The sequence below is a fragment of the Novosphingobium aquimarinum genome, from assembly GCF_009746585.1.
Taxonomy (GTDB): Bacteria; Pseudomonadota; Alphaproteobacteria; order Sphingomonadales; family Sphingomonadaceae; genus Novosphingobium; species Novosphingobium aquimarinum.
In genome coordinates this window covers 12,587-35,003 of the sequence record NZ_WRPO01000033.1, presented here as the reverse complement: position 1 = coordinate 35,003, position 22,417 = coordinate 12,587, and the positions used below count along the sequence as shown (strand labels likewise).

The 22,417-nt window shown below is 63.6% G+C and carries 21 protein-coding genes; 9 read left to right on the top strand and 12 right to left on the bottom strand.

The genetic code is table 11. From position 1 onward, the window contains the following. The first annotated feature begins 207 nt into the window (after nt 1-207). Complete coding sequence (locus GQO94_RS19800) at nt 208-1,899, top strand: strawberry notch C-terminal domain-containing protein (protein WP_408636680.1); 1,692 nt, start codon at nt 208-210, stop codon at nt 1,897-1,899. Nucleotides 1,900-1,902: 3 nt separating this feature from the next. On the opposite strand, the gene GQO94_RS19795 is transcribed toward GQO94_RS19800, so the two are convergent. Beyond that, nucleotides 1,903-2,109: a hypothetical protein gene (locus tag GQO94_RS19795; RefSeq protein ID WP_156843113.1), complete on the bottom strand. Its 207-nt coding sequence runs from the start codon at nt 2,107-2,109 to the stop codon at nt 1,903-1,905. 515 nt (nt 2,110-2,624) lie between these two features. Between GQO94_RS19795 and GQO94_RS19790 the strand changes: the two genes are divergently transcribed. Both GQO94_RS19790 and GQO94_RS19785 read left to right on the top strand, forming a co-directional pair. Then, nucleotides 2,625-3,683 carry a sensor histidine kinase gene (locus GQO94_RS19790; RefSeq protein WP_156843112.1) on the top strand — a complete coding sequence of 353 codons (1,059 nt, stop codon included), beginning with the start codon at nt 2,625-2,627 and terminating at the stop codon, nt 3,681-3,683. Between the two features lie 138 nt (nt 3,684-3,821). Next, on the top strand, nt 3,822-4,214 hold the full coding sequence (locus GQO94_RS19785; protein WP_156843111.1) for a hypothetical protein: 393 nt from the start codon (nt 3,822-3,824) through the stop codon (nt 4,212-4,214). A 67-nt stretch (nt 4,215-4,281) separates the two neighbouring features. On the opposite strand, the gene GQO94_RS19780 is transcribed toward GQO94_RS19785, so the two are convergent. From GQO94_RS19780 to GQO94_RS19745, 8 genes are all read right to left on the bottom strand, one after another. Then, nucleotides 4,282-4,851, bottom strand: coding sequence for a response regulator (locus tag GQO94_RS19780; RefSeq protein WP_232333046.1), 570 nt, complete (start codon nt 4,849-4,851; stop codon nt 4,282-4,284). A gap of 371 nt (nt 4,852-5,222) precedes the next feature. Continuing rightward, nucleotides 5,223-6,719: a septum formation inhibitor-activating ATPase gene (locus GQO94_RS19775; protein ID WP_156843109.1), complete on the bottom strand. Its 1,497-nt coding sequence runs from the start codon at nt 6,717-6,719 to the stop codon at nt 5,223-5,225. A 2-nt stretch (nt 6,720-6,721) separates the two neighbouring features. Next, entirely contained in the window at nt 6,722-9,073 is a 2,352-nt protein-coding gene (locus GQO94_RS19770; protein WP_156843108.1) for a phospholipase D-like domain-containing protein, read from the bottom strand. 147 nt (nt 9,074-9,220) lie between these two features. Beyond that, a complete protein-coding gene (locus GQO94_RS19765; protein ID WP_156843107.1) occupies nt 9,221-9,796 on the bottom strand; it encodes a PRC-barrel domain-containing protein in 576 nt (191 codons plus the stop codon). A gap of 60 nt (nt 9,797-9,856) precedes the next feature. After that, on the bottom strand, nt 9,857-12,508 hold the full coding sequence (locus GQO94_RS19760) for an excinuclease ABC subunit UvrA (protein ID WP_198046070.1): 2,652 nt from the start codon (nt 12,506-12,508) through the stop codon (nt 9,857-9,859). After that, nucleotides 12,505-13,827: a DUF3422 family protein gene (locus tag GQO94_RS19755; RefSeq protein ID WP_232333045.1), complete on the bottom strand. Its 1,323-nt coding sequence runs from the start codon at nt 13,825-13,827 to the stop codon at nt 12,505-12,507. Before GQO94_RS19755 ends, GQO94_RS19760 begins: the two co-directional genes overlap by 4 nt. A 48-nt stretch (nt 13,828-13,875) precedes the next feature. Then, the gene (locus GQO94_RS19750) at nt 13,876-14,988 is read right to left on the bottom strand and encodes an S-(hydroxymethyl)glutathione dehydrogenase/class III alcohol dehydrogenase (RefSeq protein WP_156843106.1); all 1,113 of its coding nucleotides are present in this window, start codon (nt 14,986-14,988) and stop codon (nt 13,876-13,878) included. A 281-nt stretch (nt 14,989-15,269) separates the two neighbouring features. Beyond that, nucleotides 15,270-15,560 (bottom strand): metal/formaldehyde-sensitive transcriptional repressor, encoded by a 291-nt coding sequence (locus tag GQO94_RS19745; RefSeq protein WP_156843105.1) that lies wholly within the window; start codon nt 15,558-15,560, stop codon nt 15,270-15,272. Nucleotides 15,561-15,798: 238 nt separating this feature from the next. On the opposite strand from GQO94_RS19745, the gene GQO94_RS19740 reads away from it, so the two are divergent. Then, entirely contained in the window at nt 15,799-16,062 is a 264-nt protein-coding gene (locus GQO94_RS19740) for a DksA/TraR family C4-type zinc finger protein (RefSeq protein WP_156843104.1), read from the top strand. A 99-nt stretch (nt 16,063-16,161) separates the two neighbouring features. Here GQO94_RS19740 and GQO94_RS19735 read toward each other — a convergent pair whose 3' ends face one another. Further along, on the bottom strand, nt 16,162-16,410 hold the full coding sequence (locus tag GQO94_RS19735; RefSeq protein ID WP_198046069.1) for a hypothetical protein: 249 nt from the start codon (nt 16,408-16,410) through the stop codon (nt 16,162-16,164). Between the two features lie 174 nt (nt 16,411-16,584). Here GQO94_RS19735 and GQO94_RS19730 point away from each other — a divergent pair, with 174 nt between their 5' ends. The 5 genes from GQO94_RS19730 (at nt 16,585) to GQO94_RS19710 (ending at nt 21,123) form a co-directional block, all read left to right on the top strand. Next, nucleotides 16,585-18,660, top strand: coding sequence for a ParB/RepB/Spo0J family partition protein (locus GQO94_RS19730; RefSeq protein ID WP_156843102.1), 2,076 nt, complete (start codon nt 16,585-16,587; stop codon nt 18,658-18,660). Nucleotides 18,661-18,739: 79 nt separating this feature from the next. Then, nucleotides 18,740-19,690 (top strand): ArdC family protein, encoded by a 951-nt coding sequence (locus tag GQO94_RS19725; RefSeq protein WP_156843116.1) that lies wholly within the window; start codon nt 18,740-18,742, stop codon nt 19,688-19,690. Between the two features lie 65 nt (nt 19,691-19,755). Then, nucleotides 19,756-20,367, top strand: coding sequence for a DUF6927 domain-containing protein (locus GQO94_RS19720; protein ID WP_156843101.1), 612 nt, complete (start codon nt 19,756-19,758; stop codon nt 20,365-20,367). A gap of 40 nt (nt 20,368-20,407) precedes the next feature. Then, nucleotides 20,408-20,614 (top strand): hypothetical protein, encoded by a 207-nt coding sequence (locus tag GQO94_RS19715; protein ID WP_156843115.1) that lies wholly within the window; start codon nt 20,408-20,410, stop codon nt 20,612-20,614. After that, entirely contained in the window at nt 20,611-21,123 is a 513-nt protein-coding gene (locus GQO94_RS19710; protein ID WP_156843100.1) for a thermonuclease family protein, read from the top strand. The genes GQO94_RS19715 and GQO94_RS19710 overlap by 4 nt, the downstream gene beginning before the upstream one ends. 21 nt (nt 21,124-21,144) lie before the next feature. On the opposite strand, the gene GQO94_RS19705 is transcribed toward GQO94_RS19710, so the two are convergent. Together GQO94_RS19705 and GQO94_RS19700 are read right to left on the bottom strand one after the other, a co-directional pair. After that, the gene (locus GQO94_RS19705; protein ID WP_156843099.1) at nt 21,145-21,783 is read right to left on the bottom strand and encodes a cation transporter; all 639 of its coding nucleotides are present in this window, start codon (nt 21,781-21,783) and stop codon (nt 21,145-21,147) included. A gap of 137 nt (nt 21,784-21,920) precedes the next feature. Beyond that, nucleotides 21,921-22,415 (bottom strand): hypothetical protein, encoded by a 495-nt coding sequence (locus tag GQO94_RS19700; protein ID WP_156843098.1) that lies wholly within the window; start codon nt 22,413-22,415, stop codon nt 21,921-21,923. Nucleotides 22,416-22,417: the final 2 nt, after the last annotated feature.

Here is a 22,417-nt window from a genome sequence, read left to right as displayed (position 1 = left end):
CTGACCCGTCCCCAGACATTCCCCTGATCCTCATATATTATCTGGAGTGAAATCATGGAAAACCGAAGGAAACCTGCGCCTCCTGCCGCCACGCTCGACATAAACTGCGACTGCAAAGAATACATCATCGATTACCTCGAGCGCGCTTTCCCCACCCGGCAGATGCGGGTCTTCAAGGACGATACGGGCACGCCGCGCTCGCTGCCGATGGTGAGCGATGACGGCCATCCGGTCTACAATCCGGAGGCGGAAGCCGCGCGCGACACTCTCATCGAGAAGCTGTGCGCCATGCCGCCGATCATGTCGGCGCTCGACGCTCTTCTGGAGCATTTCGGGCATGACAATGTCGCCGAGGTCACGGGCCGCACCAAGCGCCTCATCACGGCGAGTGACGGGCGCCAGAAGCTGGAGAGCCGTTCCGCGCGCACCAGCCAGGCCGAGGCGGCCGCCTTCATGGCGGGCAAGAAGCGGATGCTAGTCTTCTCCGACGCCGGCGGCACGGGGCGGAGCTATCATGCCTCGCTCGACGTCCTGAATCAGGAGCAGCGCGTTCACCTGCTCCTCGAGCCCGGCTGGCGCGCCGACCGCGCGATCCAGGGGCTCGGCCGCACCCACCGCACGCATCAGGCGACCACGCCGCTGTTCCGGCCGGTGACCACCGACTGCAAGGGCGAGCTGCGCTTCACCAGCACGATCGCGCGGCGGCTCGACAGTCTCGGCGCGCTGACGCGCGGCCAGCGCCAGACGGGCGGGCAGGGGCTCTTCGACCCCGCCGACAATCTCGAAAGCGAATATGCCTGCGCGGCGCTCCTCTCCTGGTTCGATCTTCTGGCCGCGGGCAAGCTCGCCAGCACCACGCTCGACGATTTCCAACACCGCACCGGTCTCGAACTTTGCGACAAGGACGGCGTTCTCAAGGACGAGATGCCGCCGATCCAGCGCTGGCTCAACCGGATCCTCGCCTTGCCGATCGCGTTGCAGAACAGCATCTTCGACGAGTTCCTGTCGCTCATCGAAACCCGCGTCTCGGCCGCGCGCGAGGCAGGCCGCCTTGACGTCGGCGTCGAGACGATCCTGGTCGACAAGGCCACGCTGATCGACGACGTGGTTCTGCGGACCGATCCTCGCACCGGAGCGACCTCGCATCTTCTCACCATCGAGATCGCGCGGCGCCGTAACCCGGTCTCCCTCGAACGCATCCTGCGGATTGCCGACGGCGATGCCAGCGCCGGCTTCATGATCAACCGCAAGTCCGGCAAGGTGGCGCTGCGGACGCGGGCGCGATCGCTCATGGAGGAAAAGGAGGGCACCCCGATCCCGCGCGTCGAGATGATGCGACCGACGCGCAACGAATATATGCGCGAGGACGATCTCTACGAATCGTCCTGGGAGGAGGTCACCCGCGAGGCCTTTACCGCGACATGGTCGGATGAGGTCGAAACCGCCCGGCAGACCGTCGACAGCGAAACGATCCGGCTGGCCACCGGCCTGCTGCTGCCGATCTGGTCGGCGCTGCCGAGCGATCACATGGCGGTCAACCGGATCGTCGATGGGGAAGGGCGGTCATGGCTCGGACGCCTCGTGTTCGACGATCACGTTCCCCAGCTCTTCACCAAGCTCGGCATCGATCGTTCCGAAACGCTCCCGCCCGATGCCGTTGTCAAAGCCGTGACCGCGGGTCGGAGCATCGACGTCTCCCATCCGTTCCCGCTCACCATCAAGCGGTCGGTGGTGAACGGCTCACCGCGCATCGAGCTTGTCGGTTGCCCGTACGACCGTCTGGCCTGGCTCAAATCCATCGGCTGCTTCACCGAGATGATCCAGTACCGCACGCGGATGTTCGTGCCGATGGCTTCAGCGGAGACGCTTCTCGCCCAGATCCTGGCCGACCCAGGATGAGCGCTAGGCGCGCTTTGAGTCCTCGGCGATCACCTTGTCGATCTCATCGTGGTTGTGCTCGATGAAATCATCCCGGGTCATCCCGGAGGCCTTCCAGCGGGCGTTCAGCCCTTCGTCGCGGTCAAGCCATGCGTTGCGGGTTTGATGGTCGAGTTTGAGGCGGCCCTCCTCCTGCAAACCAAAGGAGCCTTGCTTGTGATCTTTCGACATCGTGCTCTCCCAGTCGGGACTATCACGAAATCTACCTCTCGGACGGGGTTTCGGCAACTTGTCAGTCGCTGCCGGTGAAATCGCGGCCAGCTTAGACTAAAGTCTGATGGCCTAATAATTAACTGAGCCGGGCTAGTAATTCGGCATGACGCTTGAGACCTTCAGATTGCCCGATAGTCCTGATGCCTGGGGCGCTGCCGCCAGACACCATCTGGACAGCGCGAAGGGCTTGCTCGACCACTTGCACGATACAAAATGCGAGGTTCGAGACGAACAGGTCGAGCGCGATTTCTGGCGACATATGAATGTTGCTTGGCAATTGATCCAACGGGTCGAGGGACCGGGGCGTCTGCACTAGGCGCTTGATTCAGTTTAAGGCGACTGGGACTCGTGCGGCGTAGCACTTCCTTGTCCTTTCGCGGCGATTTCAATATCTACGTGCTGCGCCGTGCTCCCGGTCAGGACTGCGTTGGCCGCCAGGGGCGGCGAAATGCAGACCGTTGGAAACGGAGTATATGCCGGCGAGCCTGAGTAAATCCGATCTGCAGGCAAGCCTTGCCGAAAGCGCCGCCCGCGAAGCGCGCAGCCGGCAGGAAGCCTTTGAAGCGAGCGCCTGGCTGGCTGCGATCGTCGAGAACAGCGACGACGCTATCCTCTCGAAGACGCTCGATGGCATCATCATGAGCTGGAACGCCGGGGCCGAGAAGCTGTTCGGATTTACCGCTGACGAAGCGATCGGCCGCCCGATCACCATCATCATCCCCGAGGATCGGCTTCATGAGGAAGAGTCGATCATCCGGCAATTGCGCGCCGGCGAGAAGGTCGAGCATTTCGACACCGTCCGGCGATGCAAGGATGGCAGTCTCGTCGATATCTCGTTGACGGTCTCCCCGGTGAAGGATTCGAGCGGCAAGGTCCTCGGTGCCTCCAAGATCGCGCGGGACATCACCCCGTCCAAGCATGCGGCGGAGCGGCAAGCGCTGCTCCTTCGGGAAATGAATCACCGCGTGAAGAACCTGTTCGCGCTGACGGCGGCACTGGTATCGATCAGCGCGCGGTCGACCGACGACGTCGACGAGCTGGCCGCGGACCTCACCGCGCGCCTGACCGCACTGTCCCAGGCCCATGCGCTGATGCTTCCCCATCACGACAGCGACACGACCGACCAGTGTGTGACACTCACAGCGCTGCTCCAGACGGTTCTGGCCGCCCATCAAGGACGTGGGCCGGCGCGCATCACGATCGAAGGTGACGATGCGCCCATCGGCCAGCAGGCTCTCCCGACGATCGCGCTGGTGTTCTACGAGCTGGCGACCAACGCGGCGAAATATGGTGGTCTCGCCTCCGACGATGGCAAGCTGGCGATCGCGATTAAGACCTCTGGCGAGCACGTCAATTTGACCTGGTGCGAGACAGGCGCGCCGCGGCGGCCCGATCCAACCAGGCCGGAGGGTTTTGGCAGCCGGCTCGAAAAGGCGAGCCTCGCAAGCCTGCATGGAACGATTGATCGGCGCTGGCTGGAGGACGGGCTGGAAGTCGTGTTACAGTTCCCCGTCGGTGATCTCAGGCGCTGAGCTCGGCCGGGCGAACGCGTTCGACGGGAAATCCTGCGCCACGCGCGGCCGTGCGCCAGTGCAGCCGGTCGCCGCTTAGCGAGAGGAGCCACGACATGCGGTCCGGCCACAGGTGGGCCGCGGCAGAGAGCGATTGTTATGTCCGTGTCGGATACGATCATTACCACCTGGCTGGCGGCGATCGCCCGCTTCCGGCAAGCGCGCGCCGCCTGGCTGGAATGGAAATCTCGCAACCCTTATCCAACGCGCGATATACTTCCGGATGATATCGAGCAGGAGCGCGCCTTCCTTGCGGAGTGGGAGCTGGGCTCCGAGGGCGTTGGCGGGCCCTATACCGAAGCGGTAGATACGCTTCAGTCGCTTCCCGCTCCCAATCTTGACGCGGTTATCGTGAAGCTGCAGTTGGTCCGCGAAGCCCTGGAGGGGCACACCGTTGAAGGCGAACTGACGCCGGTCTTGCAGCTCATCGAACAGGATTTGCGCAGGATCAGGGACGATCTCGAAGCATCAGGCAAGACCGCGCCCAATTAGGCGACGGCCGTTCGCGCAGCGTCCCTGACCCCTTCCATTTCGGGGCTCTTGACCGAACGACTCGTGCTTACCCTTCCTGTTCGGGATCTTCCGGGTAGCGGGCATCATAGGCGGCCACATGCCGACCAAGACCAAAGCGCTCAATGGCGCTTTGCTCGGCAAGCATCACGCGATGCGCCGCTTCGGACTTGTCCGCCTCCGAAGCACCGGTCAATGCCGCTTCCGCCTCGTGCCAAGCATCGAGAATCTCGTCATCCGTGAGCGGGCCGGCCTCCGGTTTGACCACCGCGGCAATCTGGGCAACCAGCTCGGCCGCGCGATAGGGCTTTGCCAGAAACGGCACGTCCGCGCCGTCCGGCGCCACACGGCCAGACGTCAGCACCACTCCGACTTCCGGCCATCGCGCTCGAACCAGGCCCGCAAGCGCAATGCCGTCCATGCCGGGAGGCATTTCGATGTCACTGAAGATGGCCGCGATATCGTCGCGTCCTTCGAGAGCGGTCACCGCTTCCAACGCGCTGCACGCTTCGAGCACCCTGAAACCGGCGTCGAGCAGGATCTCAGCCGTCGTCATGCGCACCAAGGTCTCATCCTCGACGACCAAGATGCTCGCTCGTTTAAGATCCTGTTCCAGCACTTGTCCAAGTCCCCTCAATGACCTGTCTGGCATCGAGTCCGTAGCCGGCCGCCTAGGCTGCTCAGCGCGCTCAAGTTGACCATGTATTCTGGTTAGATACGGGCTCCGTCTGCCAATTTAACGGTCTTGTCAGCGACACGATCGCCAGGTCGATCACCGGGCACGCACCGACATGATCCGAAGACACGCGGCAATCGAGTTGCTCACTCTTTGAGCGGGGATCGCGTTTCAGGTGGCTTTGTTCCTACAACCTCTCTGACCCCTTTGGCGGTCTTCGGACCCTGAAAGCGGGAAGTTACTGGAATCTACTCCCTCCTGCGAGGCTGGGCAACTCTGCAGTCATGGGGCGGCACCGGCTCGTCCCATGTCGTTCAGAGTTGATCGCACTCGACCAGCAAGCTGATCGCGGTGTCGAGCCGATCGGGTGTGGGCTCGGGAGGGTTTCCCTGCCTGGTGGTGCCCGGCGTCAGGGTCCATCCGCCTTCATCCATCACGATGCGCAAGCGCAGGATCGTCTTGCCGCGACTGCGCGCGTCCGCGAGACCGCGGCCGACGGACCAATAGGCATGCTGAGCCATGATCCAGATCTCGAACAGGCGGGCCATGAAGGTGGCGGGGGAAAGATTGCTCCAAGACGTGGCTTCCCTCTTCGCACGGCTCAGCGGCAAACGATCGGGATTCTCGAAGCTGTGGCATTGATCAGGTGCCTCGCGCAGCGCGAGCGCGAGCGCCGTCACGATGGCAGACGGGAGCTTCGCCTGGTCCCTCAACGCCGCCTGCAGCGAGCGAAGATGCTCGATCGGGTTCTTCCTGTCATCCGACGCCAGTATCCAGGCGCCCGCCGTGTCCGGCAAAGCTTCCTCCTTCAGACTATCTAGAAACGTCCGTACCAATTGCGCGGTCGTGAGCGGGCCGGGAAGCAGGGCGCCGATCGTCCAGAAGAACAGACCCTCCAGCGCAAGCCGGAACAGCTGGCGGATCTGCACTGCCCGCCATTCATCGGCCGCGGGCGGGCGATCTCCCGGCTCCCCCCATTCCTCCGCTCGGTCGGCCATCCGAAGACGAATATCTTCATAGGAGGCTTCATCATCCGCAAGATCGGCGAAGGCCGCCTGAATAAGCGCGATCCCCTTTTGCCGTGCTGTGGCCGCTCGCGCGCCCCCGAGCCGTACAAACATGCTTTTGCGTTCGGCGGCTCTCGGCTTCTCGAGCGCCCACAGCTTGCCCCAGCGCTCCGCATCCGACCGCTTCACCGTCACCGCGCCGAACCGGTTGAAGGCTTCGTGGCCAAGTTCATCCTCGAAGCGCTTTTCGAAAGCGTCGAGCACAGGATCCAGCGATGGGTCTGCCTGAAATATGCCTGTCGCTCCCTCGACCGGCACGAGCCACCCCATCGTGCGCAGACTGGGGCCGTAGTTCAGCGGAGAGATGAGGCCCGTCGAGTACCTGCGCATATTGCGCCGAGCTTCCCACTCGTCTCCGCCGAAACGATATTTGCTGGCTTCCAGCATCGAACGCATCGCCTGCGCGCCGGGAATATCAGCGCGCGGTTCGACCAGGAATTGAGACCAGGCGAAGATCGCCTCGATCCGATCGACAAAGTCCCGCATATCCTCGGGCGCCGCAGCGTTCCGCTTGCTGTTCTCGACCACATATCGAACGCGCCGCCAGGCCCATGCCATGAGGGTATAGGGACGGATGTGGCTGGCCACGTTGTTGAGATCAGGGAGAACGCGATCCATCAATCCGAAATTGATCTGTCGAAGGCCCAGCGGATCGACGCCGCCGAAATCGACGCGCCGACGGTCAATCGCCCGCGGATCGGCGGCCAGGCGCGCGGTTTCAAGGAGCTCGCTCAGGTCCGTCATCGTCAGCAGTCCCGGTTCAAAATGGTGCGCCCGCAGCAGCTGGCGAGACCTCTCTGACGCAAATCTTCCGCAGCCGCAGTCGGCAATCGCATGTGACAACGCGGGCAAGCCGACTGGAACCGCTCGAGCAGGATCAGCTTGGCGAAGCTCGTGGCATTTCCAAGCGCCTGTTCCAGGTTTGGCCAGAACGCAGATTGCCGTAGCGTGTCGAAGCCGACCGCTGCGCCGCGTCCTTGCGCGGCAGAAAGATAGGCGTCGATCTGCTCGCCCATCGTGCGCGCGGCCGAGACCTCGGAAAGAAACGCATCAAGGTCCAAATCCGGACCCAGCAGATCGACAAAGGCAGGGATCGCCTCTGTTGAAACCGTCAGGCCCGAAGGGTCGATGCCGCGGCGCACGAAATACCGACGCGCCCGGATCGCGTTGTCACCGCGCCGGTCTGCGGCGTGCTGGAGCAGGACCGGGGCAATGGCGATATCGGCTTCCGGTCCATCGAGATCGACGATGTGCGGCAGGATCTTGTCGAGCCAGAGCTGAACCTTTCCGGGAGCGGGTCGGATCCGATCGGCCAGAAAGTGCGACAGCGACAACGCGGTGAGGGCGCTCTGCCCACTGGCCTGAGCGCCGAGCATCGCACCAAGGAGTTCGTCGAAGATCTGAAGCGACCGATAATTGGCCAGTTCCTCGGACCGCGCGCGCTTCTCGCGATCCTTTTCATCCTCATCATCGTCGTCATCGGTTTCGCCGCCGCCGCCCCAGGGACCCCGCGACTGGGTGAACGCGGCCCGAATGAGCGCCATGGCGTGCTTCCAGACCGACGAGGGCTCGCCGGGCCCGGCACCGCCGTTCGTGCTGGCGGCGACACCGGCGGCCTTCAGGTCGGCGAGCGTCACCATTGCTTCCAGAGCCTTCGGACGATCCCCTGATCCGGCGCCACCGGCCGCAAGCGCGGCCGGCATCCTGCTCGGATCTTCGCGGAACCACGCCAGGATCGCGGCGACGTCGGCTGGCGTCTCGGTGCCCGCAAGCATGGCCATCAGCCGCGGGGCGATCGAACCCGTCCGCCTGATGAGCTCAAGCGCCGCCGCGATCGAGACGAAGCCCTCCCAGCGCCTGCCATTACGCTCAAGTCCCAAAATCAGGCGGCCATTCTCCCAGCTCTCAATCTCGATGCCAGGGGCCACAAGCATGAACGCGCCGTCGGCGGAGATCTGCACGGTCCCGAGATCCCTTGTGGAGCGCGGCGTTCGCAGATCGACACGAACAGCGCCGGACACGCGCGGTACGAGGATGCGCCCGCGAATGGTCTCTCCCTCCAGGCAAGCACTCAGGATGCCGACCGCCGCGCTTGCGCCCTCATCGTCGTCGAGATCGTCCCCCGAAGAACGGGTCGGGGCCGTTGCCTTCTTCGTCACCCAGTAGGATTTGGCATCTGGCTGGATGCGCAGCACGCCAGCTTCGATATTTCGTCCAAACAGGCCGGCATGCGTGACATTGGCGCTGCCGCTCAGCAAAAGCCGGCCCTTGCGACAGACCAGTTCGATCGATTTTGCGTGCAGGGGGCGATCGTCACTGCCGAACGCTTCCGAGACGTTGATGGCGCTCCATCTCCTCCCACCCTCGAAAGGCCAGGCATTCGAACCCTGGCCGCGAACAGTGCCCGATGGATGGGCATGGAGGTCGATCCGCTCGCATTCCAGCAATGCGGCCAGGGCTCCGAGCCCTTCGCCCCGCAGATCGTAATAGGGTGAGACTGCAGTGACCCGCGTGACGCCGCCCATCTCCTCCGTGTAGAGAGCAAGCTGCTCGGCGATTGAACCCTCGAGGCTATGCAGCACGTGGATATTCCCGGCGCGAGCATGCCCTTGCGCCGATCGCCGCAGCATGGCCGCAAGCGCTTCACAGGCCGAGCCGGCGGAGGTCATGACCTGATCCGATCCTGCGAGCTGCTCGAAGAACCCCGCCACATCATCAAAGGCATCTGCTGCGAACGAGGGATGGAGGTGCTCTGCGAGCTCGAGATTGCCACCCCATCCGGCGAAGGTGAGATTGCCCGACCCTATCAGCAGGTGCGCGTCATCGTCGGTGAACAGTGCCGCAATCTTCGGATGGAAGACGCCGTGGTTCGAGCAGGCCACCGGCTCGATCTCATAGTCCCGACCTACACGGCGCGCCCCTTCCTCACTGAGGCCTGCCCGCACGCCCTCGGGATCCGACAGGATCAGGGCATTGCGGCCACCGCCCCGCAAAAGCGCGTCGAGCAGCACGGCCTCGAAGAAGGAAAGGGACAAAGCATAGGTTGTGAACGCAACGCGCTTCCACGGCGCAGCCGAAATGAGTTCAAGCGGATTCACGGACTGGCTTCCCCCCAAGCCGGGCAAGCCTAGTCGAGAGAGAGTTCAACGACAGTTAAAAACGCACTCATCAAAGCATCGGCGGATCAATCGCCTGCCGAGCCGGACCGCCCTTCATGCCGGCGAGACCGCGCCAATTCCTCTACCCTATGCGATCGCCGCGTGCGCGGGCCATTCGCGGTTCTTCAATGCAGGAAGCGACCTGAAGACTTGGTCATCGATCTCCAGGGCTAGGCGCGCATTGCAGATCTGCACGCTCTGCAACGGGACCGCGCGCAAGGTCTCCTCCAGGCCGCCATATCTTTCGTCCGACACGACGATATAGTTGATCCTGCCTGTCGCGCACTCGAGGAGCGCCTCCACGACCCGGCCGAGTTTCGAACCGGATCTATCATCGACGACCATGCCGATCAGGCTTGTCGCGGTGAAGAGGTTGGGCGTGTTCGGCCGCTCGCTTGCGAGTTCCGCCGATTTTCCTCCATCCTGATATTTCGTCTGCTGACCGAGCCAGCGCCATATCCCGACGATATTGGTGATCATCAGGAAGCCGTTCGTCGCGACCAGCGCGACCTGGCCCGTCGTATAGCCCAGTATCGTCCAACAGACCGAGCTGAGGCTGAAGACCACGAAGCCCCAGCCGGTGACCCTTGCACCCAGGTTCGAGGCCGTCATCATCGCGGCTATCATAGTGGCGATCGTCGCGATCCAACCGACAAGGCTCATTGCGCTCGGCTCCTCTCAGGTTCATTTATTCGCCCGACCTTTCGAACGATGTGCGCGGTCCTATAACGCCGCCTTCAGATAGGGCGCCGTCAGGCTGTGCTGTGCCTCGGCGACATCACGCGGAACGCCGCTGGCGATGATCCGGCCGCCGTCCTCTCCGGCTCCCGGCCCCAGGTCGATGACCCAGTCCACCTGAGCGATCGCGCGCATGTCATGCTCGACGACCACGACCGTATTGCCGACATCGACAAGACCCTGCAGGTGCCGCATCAACCGATCCGCGTCGGACGGATGCAGCCCGGAGGTCGGTTCGTCGAGGATGTAGATGGTGTTGCCACGCTGGGCGCGTTGCAGCTCGGTCGCGAGCTTGATGCGCTGGGCCTCGCCGCCGGACAGTTCCGTCGCCGGTTGGCCAAGGCGGAGATAGCCAAGACCGATCTCCCGTAGCACATCGAGCGAACGCATGACCGGCGCCTCGCTGGCGAAGAAGTCGCACGCCTCGTCGACCGTCAGTTCGAGCACCTGGGCGATGGTGCGGCCGCTCCATTCGACCTCGAGCGTCTGCGGGTTGTAGCGGCTGCCATGGCAGGTCGAGCAAGGCGCGTAGACGCTGGGCAGGAACAGCAGCTCCACCATGACGAAACCCTCGCCCTCGCAAACCGGGCAGCGCCCCTCTGCGACGTTGAACGAGAACCGGCCGGGGCTGTAGCGGCGGCGGCGGGCAAACGGCGTGTCGGCGAAGATCTTGCGCACATGATCGAACAGGCCGCTATAGGTGGCGAGGTTCGAGCGCGGCGTTCGGCCGATCGGCTTCTGATCGACCCGCACGATCCGCCGGATATGCTCCATGCCTGCGGCGATACGGCCCTGGGTGAACTCCTGCGCGACGTCCAGCAGTGGATCGACGTCATCCTCGTCGACCGCGGGTGCGCCACCGAGATGTTCGGTCACAAGCTCCGGCAGCGCCTGGCTCACCAGACTGGACTTGCCAGATCCCGAGACGCCGGTGACGGCAGTGAAGCAGCCGATCGGGAACTCGGCATCGAGACCATGTAGATTGTTGCGGGTCACGCCTTCCAAGCGAAGCCAACCCTTTGCCTCGCGCGGCGTCCGGTCATTGGCGGCCGGTTCTGCGAACAGATAGCGGCGCGTGATCGATTCCTCGACGTCGGCGAGCCCCGCGATCGGGCCGCTGTAGATGACCTTGCCGCCTTTCTCGCCGGCGCCGGGTCCCACGTCGACCAGCCATTCGGCATGGCGGATCACGTCAAGGTCATGTTCGACGACGAAGAGCGAATTGCCCGCCGCCTTCAGGCGCTCGAGGATCGAGAGCAGGGCTTCGCCATCGGCCGGATGCAGCCCCGCCGACGGCTCGTCGAGCACATAGACCACGCCGAACAGCTGCGACGATAATTGGGTGGCGAGGCGCAGGCGCTGCAGCTCGCCCGAAGAGAGCGTAGGCGTGCTGCGATCCAGCGAGATATAGCCAAGCCCCAGATCGATCAGCGGGCCGAGCCGTTCGAGCAATTCGGAGGCGAGGCGCTGCGCGGCGAGGCGCTTCTCGTCGGAGAGATTGGGTGTCCGGCGCACGTCGGGTGCGCTCTTGTGCGCCGAACCGCCGGCCGCGACCCGGCGTTCGACTGCCGCATCACGGGCGGACTTGCCGAGGACATGACCCTTGGCGGGGGCTGTCGCATCGCCATACTCGCCTTGCGCGACTGGCGTCAGCAGGTCTCGCAGGTTCAGCAGCGACAGGTCGCCGAACGCGGCGATGTCGAGCCCGGCGAATTTCACGGACAGCGCCTCGCGCTTCAGCCGCTTGCCGTGACAGGTCGGACAGGCGCGGCCGATGATATATTGCGAGACGCGCTTCTTCATGAGCGCGCTCTTCGTGTTCGCGAAGGTCTCCAGCACGTAGCGGCGGGCGCCGGTGAAGGTGCCCTGGTAGCTCGGCTCCATGCGGCGCTTGAGGGCGACGCGGGTCTGTTCGGGTGTCAGGCCGGCATAAACCGGCACCGATGGCGTTTCGTCGGTGAAGAGGATCCAGTCGCGATCCTTCTTCGGCAGATCGCGCCATGGGGTGTCGACATCAAGCCCAAGCGACACGAGGATATCGCGCAGGTTCTGCCCGTGCCACGCCGGCGGCCAGGCGGCGATCGCGCGATCCCGGATCGTCAGCGTGTCGTCGGGCACCATCGTCTCTTCGGTCGCGTCATAGACGCGGCCGATCCCGTGGCAGGTCGGGCAGGCCCCCGCGACCGTGTTGGGCGAGAAATCCTCGGCGAAGAGCATCGGCTGGTTGCGCGGATATTCGCCTACGCGCGAATAGAGCATCCGCACCAGACTGGAGAGCGTGGTGATGCTGCCGACTGAGGAGCGCGCGTTGGACGAGCCGCGCTGCTGCTGCAGGGCGACCGCTGGCGGCAGCCCATCGATCGCATCGACCTCCGGCACGCCGGCCTGGTCGATCAGTCGGCGGGCATAAGGCGCGACCGATTCCAGATAGCGGCGCTGGGCCTCGGCGTAGAGGGTGCCGAAGGCGAGGCTCGACTTACCCGAGCCGGATATGCCGGTGAAGACCACGAAAGCATCGCGCGGCACGTCAACGTCGACATTCTTGAGGTTGTTCTGGCGTGCCCCGCGCACCTGCACGCAGCCGGGGCGACCCTGCGCGCGATCGCCGGATGCAGCCGAAGAGGGTTCTCGGGTCATATCCTGTCCTTCCCGGGCGGCAGCCCATGATCGCTATGAGAATGTCTGATCCGCCGAACGGTCCACCAGATCGCAAGCAGGACGACCGGCACCAGGGCTGAAATCACCAGTTCCGGCGCCACGGCATCGTGGATGCCGGGAATGCCTTTGATCAGGTAGGACAGAAGGCCGATCACATAGTAGGAAATCGCCGCCACAGACAGACCTTCCACGGTCTGCTGGAGCTGCAATTGCAGCTTTGCCCGGTTGTTCATCGAGGCGAGCAGATCGCCATTCTGGCGTTCGAGCTCCACGTCGATCCACGAGCGCAGCAGCGAGGTGGCGCGCGCCAGCTTGTCGGAGAGATTGGCTTGCCGCTCTTCGATCGCGCGGCAGGTCCGCATCGCCGGCGCAATTCTGCGATGCAGGAAGCTTCGCCAGCGATAGCAGCCGGGCACGAAGGTCTCGCCGAGTGCGGCGAGCCGTTCTTCGACGATTTCGTAGTAGGCGCGGCTCGCACCGAACCGATAGAGGCTGGCCGCCGTGTCGGCCTCGAGCTCGGCCGAGAGATCCGTCAATCTGGAAAGCAGCGCCTCGCTGTCGTGGCGCGCAGACTTGCGCATCTCGTCCGTTATCGCTGCAAGACGCTTCTCGATGGCGCGCAGGTGCGGTCCGAGCGATCGGGTCAACGGAATGCCGAGAAGGGCGAGCGTCCGGTAGGTTTCGATCTCGAGGAGCCGCTGCGCCAGCGCACCGAGCCGCATCGGCGTCAGGCCGCGATCAAGGATGAGCATCCGCGTCAGCCCGTCGGCATCCTGCCGAAAATCGGTGACGATCTCGGCCGTGCCATCCTCGACCAGCGAATGGCAACGGCTGATCGGATCGAAGCGATCTATGTATTTCGCCGTCTCTTCCGTCCACGCCAGCACGTCCAGACGGATGCCGCAGATGACCGGCCCGGGTGGTGTGAAGCCATGCTTGAACGGATCTTCGCCCGACGGATTCCCGGTTTCGGGATCGAGCGGTGTGCACCACAGGTACGTCGAAAACTCCGTGTGCTTCTCGCAGTGGAGATCGCCCTGTTCGAATGTCAGGCCGTGAAGCGGCGTGTCATCGTCGGGCAGCGACGCACCCATGCGGCTCGACAATTCCGCCAGCGTCGCCTTGTCCTTCGCCAGATTGCCGTCATTCATGAAGGCGAGCTGCACCAGGACGCGAGGCGCTTCGATCAGGAGATATGGTCGGGCGTGGACCTCGTCGATGGCCACCCGCCTATTTTCATAGGTGGGCATCCCATAGACGAATTGGCCATCGGTTGAGGCGCTGGCGTCTTCACTCACGATGCTGTCCCTTTCATTGGGGACAGTAGAGGCGTCCCCAGACTATTCTCACTGATAGTGGATCACGGTGCGGATCGACTTGCCTTCATGCATCAGGTCGAACGCTTCGTTTATCCCTTCCAGCCCCATGGTATGAGTGACGAAGGGCGCCAGATCGATTTCGCCCTTCATGGCGTCCTCGACCATGCCGGGAAGCTGGGACCGTCCCTTGACGCCGCCAAAGGCCGAACCCTTCCAGACGCGGCCCGTCACGAGCTGGAACGGGCGGGTCGAGATCTCCTGCCCGGCACCGGCGACGCCGATGACGATCGACTGACCCCAGCCTCGGTGCGCAGCTTCCAGTGCTGCGCGCATGACGTGGACGTTGCCGATGCACTCGAAGGTGTGGTCGAGTCCCCACCCGGTCATCTCGATCAGCACCTGCTGAATCGGCTTGTCATAGTCCTTGGGGTTAAGGCAGTCGGTCGCGCCGAACTGGCGGGCCAATTCGAACTTGGCCGGGTTCGTGTCGATCGCAATGATCCGCCCGGCCTTAGCCTGACGCGCACCCTGGATCGCGGCGAGCCCGATGCCGCCCAGCCCGAACACCGCGACCGAGTCTCCCGGTTGAACCTTGGCCGTATTGTGAACCGCGCCGATGCCGGTGGTGACGCCGCAGCCGAGAAGGCAGACATGCTCAGGGTTTGCTTGCGGATTGATCTTCGCGAGCGAGACTTCGGCAACGACCGTATATTCGCTGAATGTCGAGCAGCCCATATAGTGGTAGAGCGGCTGGCCATTGTAGGAGAAGCGCGTGGTGCCGTCGGGCATGAGGCCCTTGCCTTGCGTTTCGCGCACCGCGACGCACAGGTTGGTCTTGCCTGAGGTGCAGAACTCGCATCGGCCGCACTCGGCGGTGTAAAGCGGGATGACGTGATCGCCGGGCCTCACGCTGGTGACGCCCTCACCGACCTCGACGACGATCCCTGCGCCCTCGTGACCCAGCACGACCGGGAAAATGCCCTCCGGATCGTTGCCGGACAGCGTGAACGCGTCGGTGTGGCAGACGCCGGTATGCGTCACCTTGATCAGCACTTCGCCCTTCCGGGGAGGGGCAACGTCGATTTCGACGATCTCAAGCGGCTTCCCAGCCTCGAAGGCGACGGCGGCGCGAGACTTCATGTTCATGGTCCTTGTTCTTTGAAGCGGGAATTCTCGGAAGGCGGGGCGGCAAGTCCGCAGGGACCATCCGGCATCGTGTCGGAGCGGAAATATACTCCGTGGGAGTATATGTCAATATACTCTGCCCCAGTATATTGAGGGCTGGTCGCGTGTACCCCTGGCGCCGCCTGCCGGGCCAAAATGACATTGTTGGAGGAACGCTGTTCAACGGCCCTGAAGGACGTGCAGGCGCGCGAAGCCGACGCCAGAGGCTTCGGCCGCCTACCGCGCCGCGGTGCGATCTATTTCAGATAAGTCCGCAAGATCGTCATGACGCCGTCGATCACATCGTCAGCATCGCTCGACCCGGCTGGCGCTATTGGGCGCGGCCCGTCGCCGAAGGTGTCCCGAAGATGACTCTCCATCACGACTGCCATCAACCCGTTCGTTGCGCCGCGCATCGCAACGATCTGCTGCAACAAGGGCCCGCAATCGGCATCGGCCTCGATTGCTCGCTCGAGCGCCTCGGCCTGGCCCTTGATACGGCGAAGGCGCGCAATCGCTCGCTTCTTCTCTTCTGGTGAATGCGGCATCAAGTCATCCCGAACGGTGGCCCCACCATACTATACAGGGGGGGAGTTTCAACCCTGCCTGGCGCTGGGGTGTCTGCTGCGCGTCGGCGATGATGTCGATCAGCCACTAGCCGGCATGTCTTGATACTCCGTGGGAGTATATTATATTGCATTGCCCAGGATGGCTCGGCCGCACGCGACGATGTGCCGCAATCACGCCATCTGACCCCACAGATCCAGAGTAAAGGAACTTGCGCCGATGGCTAATGGTTGGGCGCCCGACAGCGCGGTACAGGATCAGATCGATGCAACCATAGGCGACGCGGTCTCGGCCGCGCGTGCCCGCTTGCCTTCGGGCGAGGGAACTCTCGACTGCGAGGTGTGCGGCGACGAGATTCCAGCCAGGCGCCGTCAAGCCGTGCCCGGCGTCAGAACCTGCGTCGATTGCCAGAGCCAGCGGGATAGCCATCCGGTATTTTCCGGGATCAACCGCCGCGGCAGCAAAGATAGTCAGCTTCGATAGGCCAGCGGTCGTTCTGCCATCACCGCCGGCCGATCGTAACAAGGACTATCGCCTGCAGGTCCAGAATCGAATTCACACAAGGCCTGCGCAGAATGCAGGCTAGTGCGCCGGCGCGAACTGGCGATCAAGTAGGTCCTGCGCCGCTCGTTGCTCCTGGCTTGCAGGAAGCAGGCTCGGCAGCAGCGCAGTTACGATCCAGAAGGCGAGCATGCCAAGAAAGACGCCGCTCGCGATTTTCAACACGTCTCTCATGCTCTCGAACTCTCCATCCATTGCCAAAGCAGCGTCCGCAGTCGGGGCGCGAGCAGAGTGACGCGATTGATCGATAATTGCCACTTTTACGCCCATTGAGCGCAAATTTTCTACCAACTGCGGACATTTCGGACGGCGTAAATTCTCGGAGTGGGCGGGTCGCACGCCTTTGGAACGTAAGGAACTTGGCGCCCTAGCCGCCACGGAAAAGGGAAGGGGGGAGCCGAGCTGGTGTCCGGGCTGATCCGGATGCCAGAAGGAGCTCCTCCGATGACCACAGTCGTAAAGCTCGCGAAGCTTACGCTCTCTCCCATCAACGTCCGCAAGCGGCCCGACGAGCTGCTCGAGATCCCGCAGATGGCGGCCGATATCGAAGCCCGCGGCGTTCTCCAGAACCTGCTCGTCACGCCGGTGAAAAAGCCGCGCGGAACCTTCGAAGTCTTCGACGGCGGCCGCCGCCTGCGCGGGCTTCGCTTGCTCTCCGAACGCGGCGTGATCGATGCGGAAACCTATGATGTCCCCGTCAAGGTCCTCATCGGCGACGAGGCGACGCTCTCCGAAACGTCGACCGCCGCCAACTTCCACCAGCTCAAGATGACGCCGGCGGAAGAGTGCCGCGCCTTCCAATATTTCATCGGCCTCAACAACGACATCGATGGTGTCGCCAAACGCTTCGGCCTCACCCGCCGCTTCGTCGAGGGCCGCCTGCGTCTCGCCAAGCTGGCCGAACCGATCTTCGAGGCGCTGAGCGAAGGCGCCATCACTCTCGACGTCGCCAAAGCCTATGCCTCGACCGAGAATCAGGAAAAGCAGCTCCTGGTCTGGAACAGCTACGGCGCGAGCTACGCCAATGCCGACACGATCCGCCGGGTGATCGCCAACGAGACGATGAACTCGACCGACCCGGTCGCGATCCTCGTCGGCGAGGATCGCTATGTCGATGCTGGCGGGGCGATCGACCGCGATCTGTTCAGCGATAGCGGCGATAAATGGGTCAACCCGGAGATCGTCCAGCGCCTTGCGGCCGACATCATGGAAGCCGAAGCCAAGCGCGTCGGCGAGGAACTGGGTCTCGCGTGGATCCGGCCGATCGCCTCAAACTATACGCACAGCGCCGCCGCCGGCCTCTATCGCGTCATCCTACCGCAACCCGACCTCACCGATGCGCAGATCGCGCGCCTCGACGCCATTGCGGAGCGGCAGAACGTCATCACCGAGGAAATGGCAGACGATTCCCTCGATGAGGACGGACGCAAGATCCTCGACCAGGAATATGATGCCCTCGAGAACGAGGTACGCACCATTCGCAACGCGGCACCTGTCCTGCCCGATGAACTGAGGTCGCACGTCGGCGCTTTCCTGAAACTGACGCCCAAGGGCGAGATGGTCCTCGATCCCGAATATTACAGCGAGGAGCCGATCCCTGTGGGCGGCACGGGCGATGACCAGGGCGACGAGGAGGCCGACGGCGTCGATCGCAACCGTGCGGGCGGGTCGGGACGCGCGTCCACGCCGCCAGCCGCGCCGCCCGAGGCGGTGGCACCTGGGGGTAAGCCGCTCAGCGCTCGGCTCTACGACGAACTGGCGATGCAACGGCGCGACATCCTCGCTGCGGCAATGCTCAGCCATCCGGCGCTGGCTCTCGACTATGCCCTCTTCGTCATGATCGACGATCGCACCAGCTCGTTCAGCGCCTACGGTTCGACCATTCGAGCGCATTCGCCGCAGGACCCGGCAGGCGGCGAACAGCCCGCGACGCGGGCGCGCAGCTATCTCGCCGAAGCCCATGACGGCCTCGATGCGAGCTGGCTCGAGCACAAGTCCGAGGTCGATCGGTTCGAAGCTTTCCGCGCTCTCGACGATGACAGCAAGGCGGCCTGGCTCGCCTATATCGTCGCCATCTCGCTGGAAGCGAAGGGCGGCAATCGTGCCCAGCAGTGCCTCCTTCACAATCGTCTGGCGACCATCATGGAGGTGGATGTCGCTGCCTGGTGGCGTCCGACCTCGGAGAACTTCTTCGACCGCATCAGCAAGGGTTCCATCCTGTCGCTGCTCAATGAGGTCGGCGGAGTGGCGCTTACGGCACGGCATGCGACGATGAAGAAGTCGGAGATTTCGGGATCGTGCGAGAAGCTCTTCGCGGGCGAGGTCATCGTCGAACCCGAAGTCAAGGACGCCGCTCTCGCCTGGGTGCCGAATGCGATGCGCTTCCTCGACAGGATCGAGCCGGACGAGCTCGAGCCCGCCGAGGACGATGCCGACGAACAGCTCGGCGAAGCGGAGGCCGATGCGGATGCGCCTGCCGCCGACGCGCAAGCACCCGATCAGGATGCCCTCGCGGCCTGACCCTTCGCACTCCTGGAAGCCTCGCCGCCGGTGCCTATCCGCGCCGGCGGCGCTTTTTCAATCCGTCGGGAGAAGTTCCATGTCGTTTCGCCAACCCGTCCGCCGCGATGTCGCTGCGGAAATCACCGACCTCATCATTCGGAAAATCGAGGAGGGCGTACCGCCCTGGTCGCGACCCTGGCGATCGAACGGGGCAGGGGGCCGGCCTCTTCGCCACTGCGGAACGCCCTATCAAGGCATCAATGTGCTCTATCTGTGGGCGCTCGGCGATGCCCTTGGCTATCGTTCCCGCTACTGGATGACCTATCGCCAGGCTGAATCGCTCGGCGGTCATGTCCGCAAAGGCGAGAGCGGCGCGATCTCGGTCTATTATTCGTCATTCAAGAAGACCGAGGAGCATCCCGAAACGGGCAAGGAGGTCGAGCGCAGCATCCGCTTCCTTCGCCACTACATCGTCTTCAATGCCGACCAGGTGGATGGCCTTCCGCCCTATTTCTACCCGTCGCCCGAGCCGGAGCTGCCGCTGGCTCCATCGGAGCGACAGGCCGCGATCGATGCCTTCTTCGCCTCCATCCCGGCCGATGTTCGTCACGGCGGCAACCAGGCCTACTTCACCCCAACATTTGACTACATCCAGCTGCCCAGCCGAACCTCGTTCCGCAGCATGGACCTGTACGCCTCCACCCGATGCCATGAGACAGTGCATTGGTCAGGCCATACGAGCAGACTCGCGCGCACCTTCGGCAAACGCTTCGGCGACAAAGCTTATTGTTTCGAGGAACTTGTGGCCGAGATCGGAGCGGGTCTCTGCTGCGCGGACCTGGGCCTGCCCAATATCCTGCATGATAGCCATGCAAGCTATGTGGGGCATTGGCTCGGAATCCTGCGCGGCGACAAGACCGCGATCATCCATGCAGCTGCCAAGGCCGAACAGGCATTCGGCTTTCTGAAGAGCTTCGGATCGGCTGGCACAGCTCAGATGGCCGACGGCATCGGACAGGGGCAATCCACCGAGGCGCTCGCCGCCTGACGCTTGCCCATTGCCGCGCGGCATCGCTCGGCGCAGCCAAACCCTCATCGAAAAGGAGAAACGCCATGGGCTGGCTCTATATGCCCCGAAGCTCGATGGGCGGACATGCCTCCGCCAGGGCCTATCTCGACGCCCAGTTCACTTATGAACGCCCCCAGGAGAATGGTTCGAGCCATGGCCTCAAGGTGCTTGCCTCGGCCTGCCCGGGAAACCGCGTCTACTATGCCGCGACCCAGGTCATCACTGACGGCAAAGCGGGCGAGGTGTTCGCGATCGTCTGCCTCGTGCGGTGGAACCCGCGAGACAAGGAAGGATTCATATTCGGTTATAAGGACATGGAGGAATCCATGGGACCGCATGAGGCCGACTGTCCCGCCCGGATCCTCGATCTTCTGACGCCTACCGACAAGGACTATGCGATCGATTGGCGCGCTCGCTGTCGCGCCAATCTCGACCGCCGCTCTCGGAAGCTGGCCGACGGAGACCGCATCAGGTTCCCTGCGCCGATGAAGTTCACAGACGGGCATGTCGGTCAGGAATTTGTCGTCAGCAAGCGCGGCCGTCGCACAATCTTGCGGGACCCCGAGACCGGCGGGCACTACCGGATCAGCCGGTTTATGGAGCGCGCCTGGACGGTCGTGCCCGCCACCAAGATTCACAAGACCGTGTTCGCTTGACATTCAATCCTTATAACCGCCCAGGAAAGGGACCGTGGCCATGACACCGCCGACAGACAGGTTCGGCCTGTCGCCCAAGCGACAGCAACTTTGCAGCCGGGAAAACGCCCTGCGGGTCGCCGGCCGGATATTCGACAATCATCCAAAGCGGATCAGCATCCTCAACACCGGGGACCCTCTGCAGCCTTTCCGCATTTCGATCGATCCGGCAAACCGGGACCAGATCGTAGCGGAGATGGTCGCTTGAAGCCCCTCGTTGTCCTATTTCTTTCCGCACTGGCGTGGGCCACGCCCAACGCACTGAGCGCAGGCGAACCGCAGTCCTTCACCGCCAGGGCCAGAGCGCTTGATGGCGACACGATCGCCGCTGATTTCCGCCTCCTCGGGGTCGACGCGTTCGAACGGCGCCAGCTTTGCGAACGAAACGGGTCATGTTGGGAATGCGGCAAGGCCGCCCAGGACCTCGCGGCGCGGACCTTGCGCGACAACAATGCGACCATAAGCCTCACCGCAAGTTCGAGCCACGACCGGCCTGTTGCGACGGTCACTGTGAACGGCCGCGATCTTGGAGAGCTACTGATCCGTGCCGGTCTCGCGGTGCCCCAGTCTCAATATCTCAGGTCCGATCAGGCGCGCGCGGCGCGATATAGTCGCGCCTTTGCCGACGCGCAGCGCGATAGGGCAGGGGCCTTAGCAGGGCGTTGGATCGAGCCGTCCCGTTGGCGACGCGGCGAGCGGCTGACCTGCGAGCGTTGATCGTCGGCGAAAGGCTCGGCCTTATTCGGCAGCGGCCATTTCTGGCGGCATCTTGAGCTCGCGCATCGCGTGGCGAATGATCTGCCAGCCGCCGCTGATGCCGAGACCGGCTAGAATGACTGCGACGCCGATGTCCGGCCACGCGGTCCCCGTACCGAACACCCCGCCGGCAGCGGCGACGACGGCCACATTGCCGATCGCGTCGTTGCGCGAGCATATCCATACGGACCGGCGGTTCGCATCACCTTCGCGGTGGCGCCACAGCAGGAGCGCGCACCATAGATTAGCAGCGAGCGCCAGGATTCCGATCGCGCCCATCGTCTCTGCCTGCGGGAGGCTCCCAGCATAGGCCATCCAGAGCGTGCTCGAGAGCACCCAAAGGCCGACGAGAAGAAGCGTCACCCCTTTCAGCAAGGCCGCCTTTGCGCGCCAGCGAAGTGCCAGGCCCGCGACAACAAGGCTGATCAGATAGTTGGCGGCATCGCCGAGGAAGTCGATCGCGTCGGCCATCAGCGAAGCGGATTGGGCGGACACGCCAGCGATCATTTCGACCGCGAACATGCCGCCGTTGATCGCCAGCGCGATAAGCAGGACGCGTTCCCACCTCTCGTCCCGGGAGCGATCAGAATCGCATCCGCCTCCGCAACAATCACCGGCCATTGCGCCAACCTCGATTCGACTGACGCCGCTATTATGCACCCGGCACCGGCCAATGGGTCAAGCAAAGCATGGCCCCGGCCGCCGCAGAAAAAGGGGACCGACCGGCAGAGCGTCTTTCTGCGCGGTCGATCCGTATGTCACACGCCGAGTGCAGGATCGGCCCACCACGACCGACCCTGCGGGAAATCCTCGGCCGAAGAGACGACCGGGCCGTCGGGCTCATCGGCCACATAGGGCCGGACAAGCAGGCGAGCCTTGATCCTGCGCCGGTGCATTTCGCCCGCGATACGGCCGCGCGCTTCGAGCAGTTCCTCGAGCCACATCAGATCGTCGATCATCTCGACGACGCCGCGGCCGGCGAGGCAGAAATAGATGCAGCGCTGAAAGTCGTCGCCCGCCGGATTGCTGAGGATCGAGGCGAGCTTGCGCTTCCCACCCGGCTCGCCCTCGTGGATCCAGCTTACCGCCTCGCGAAGTTCCCGGACCGAATAGAAGGCGTCCTCGATATGCATGCCGATGGACGCGTTCGCGATCATGCGCCGCGTCGGCCGGTTCTGCTCATCGAGCGCCGCATCGCGCAGCGTCACGTCCAGATCGAACTGGTCAAGATAGGTGGCGGCTGAATCGGTCATCG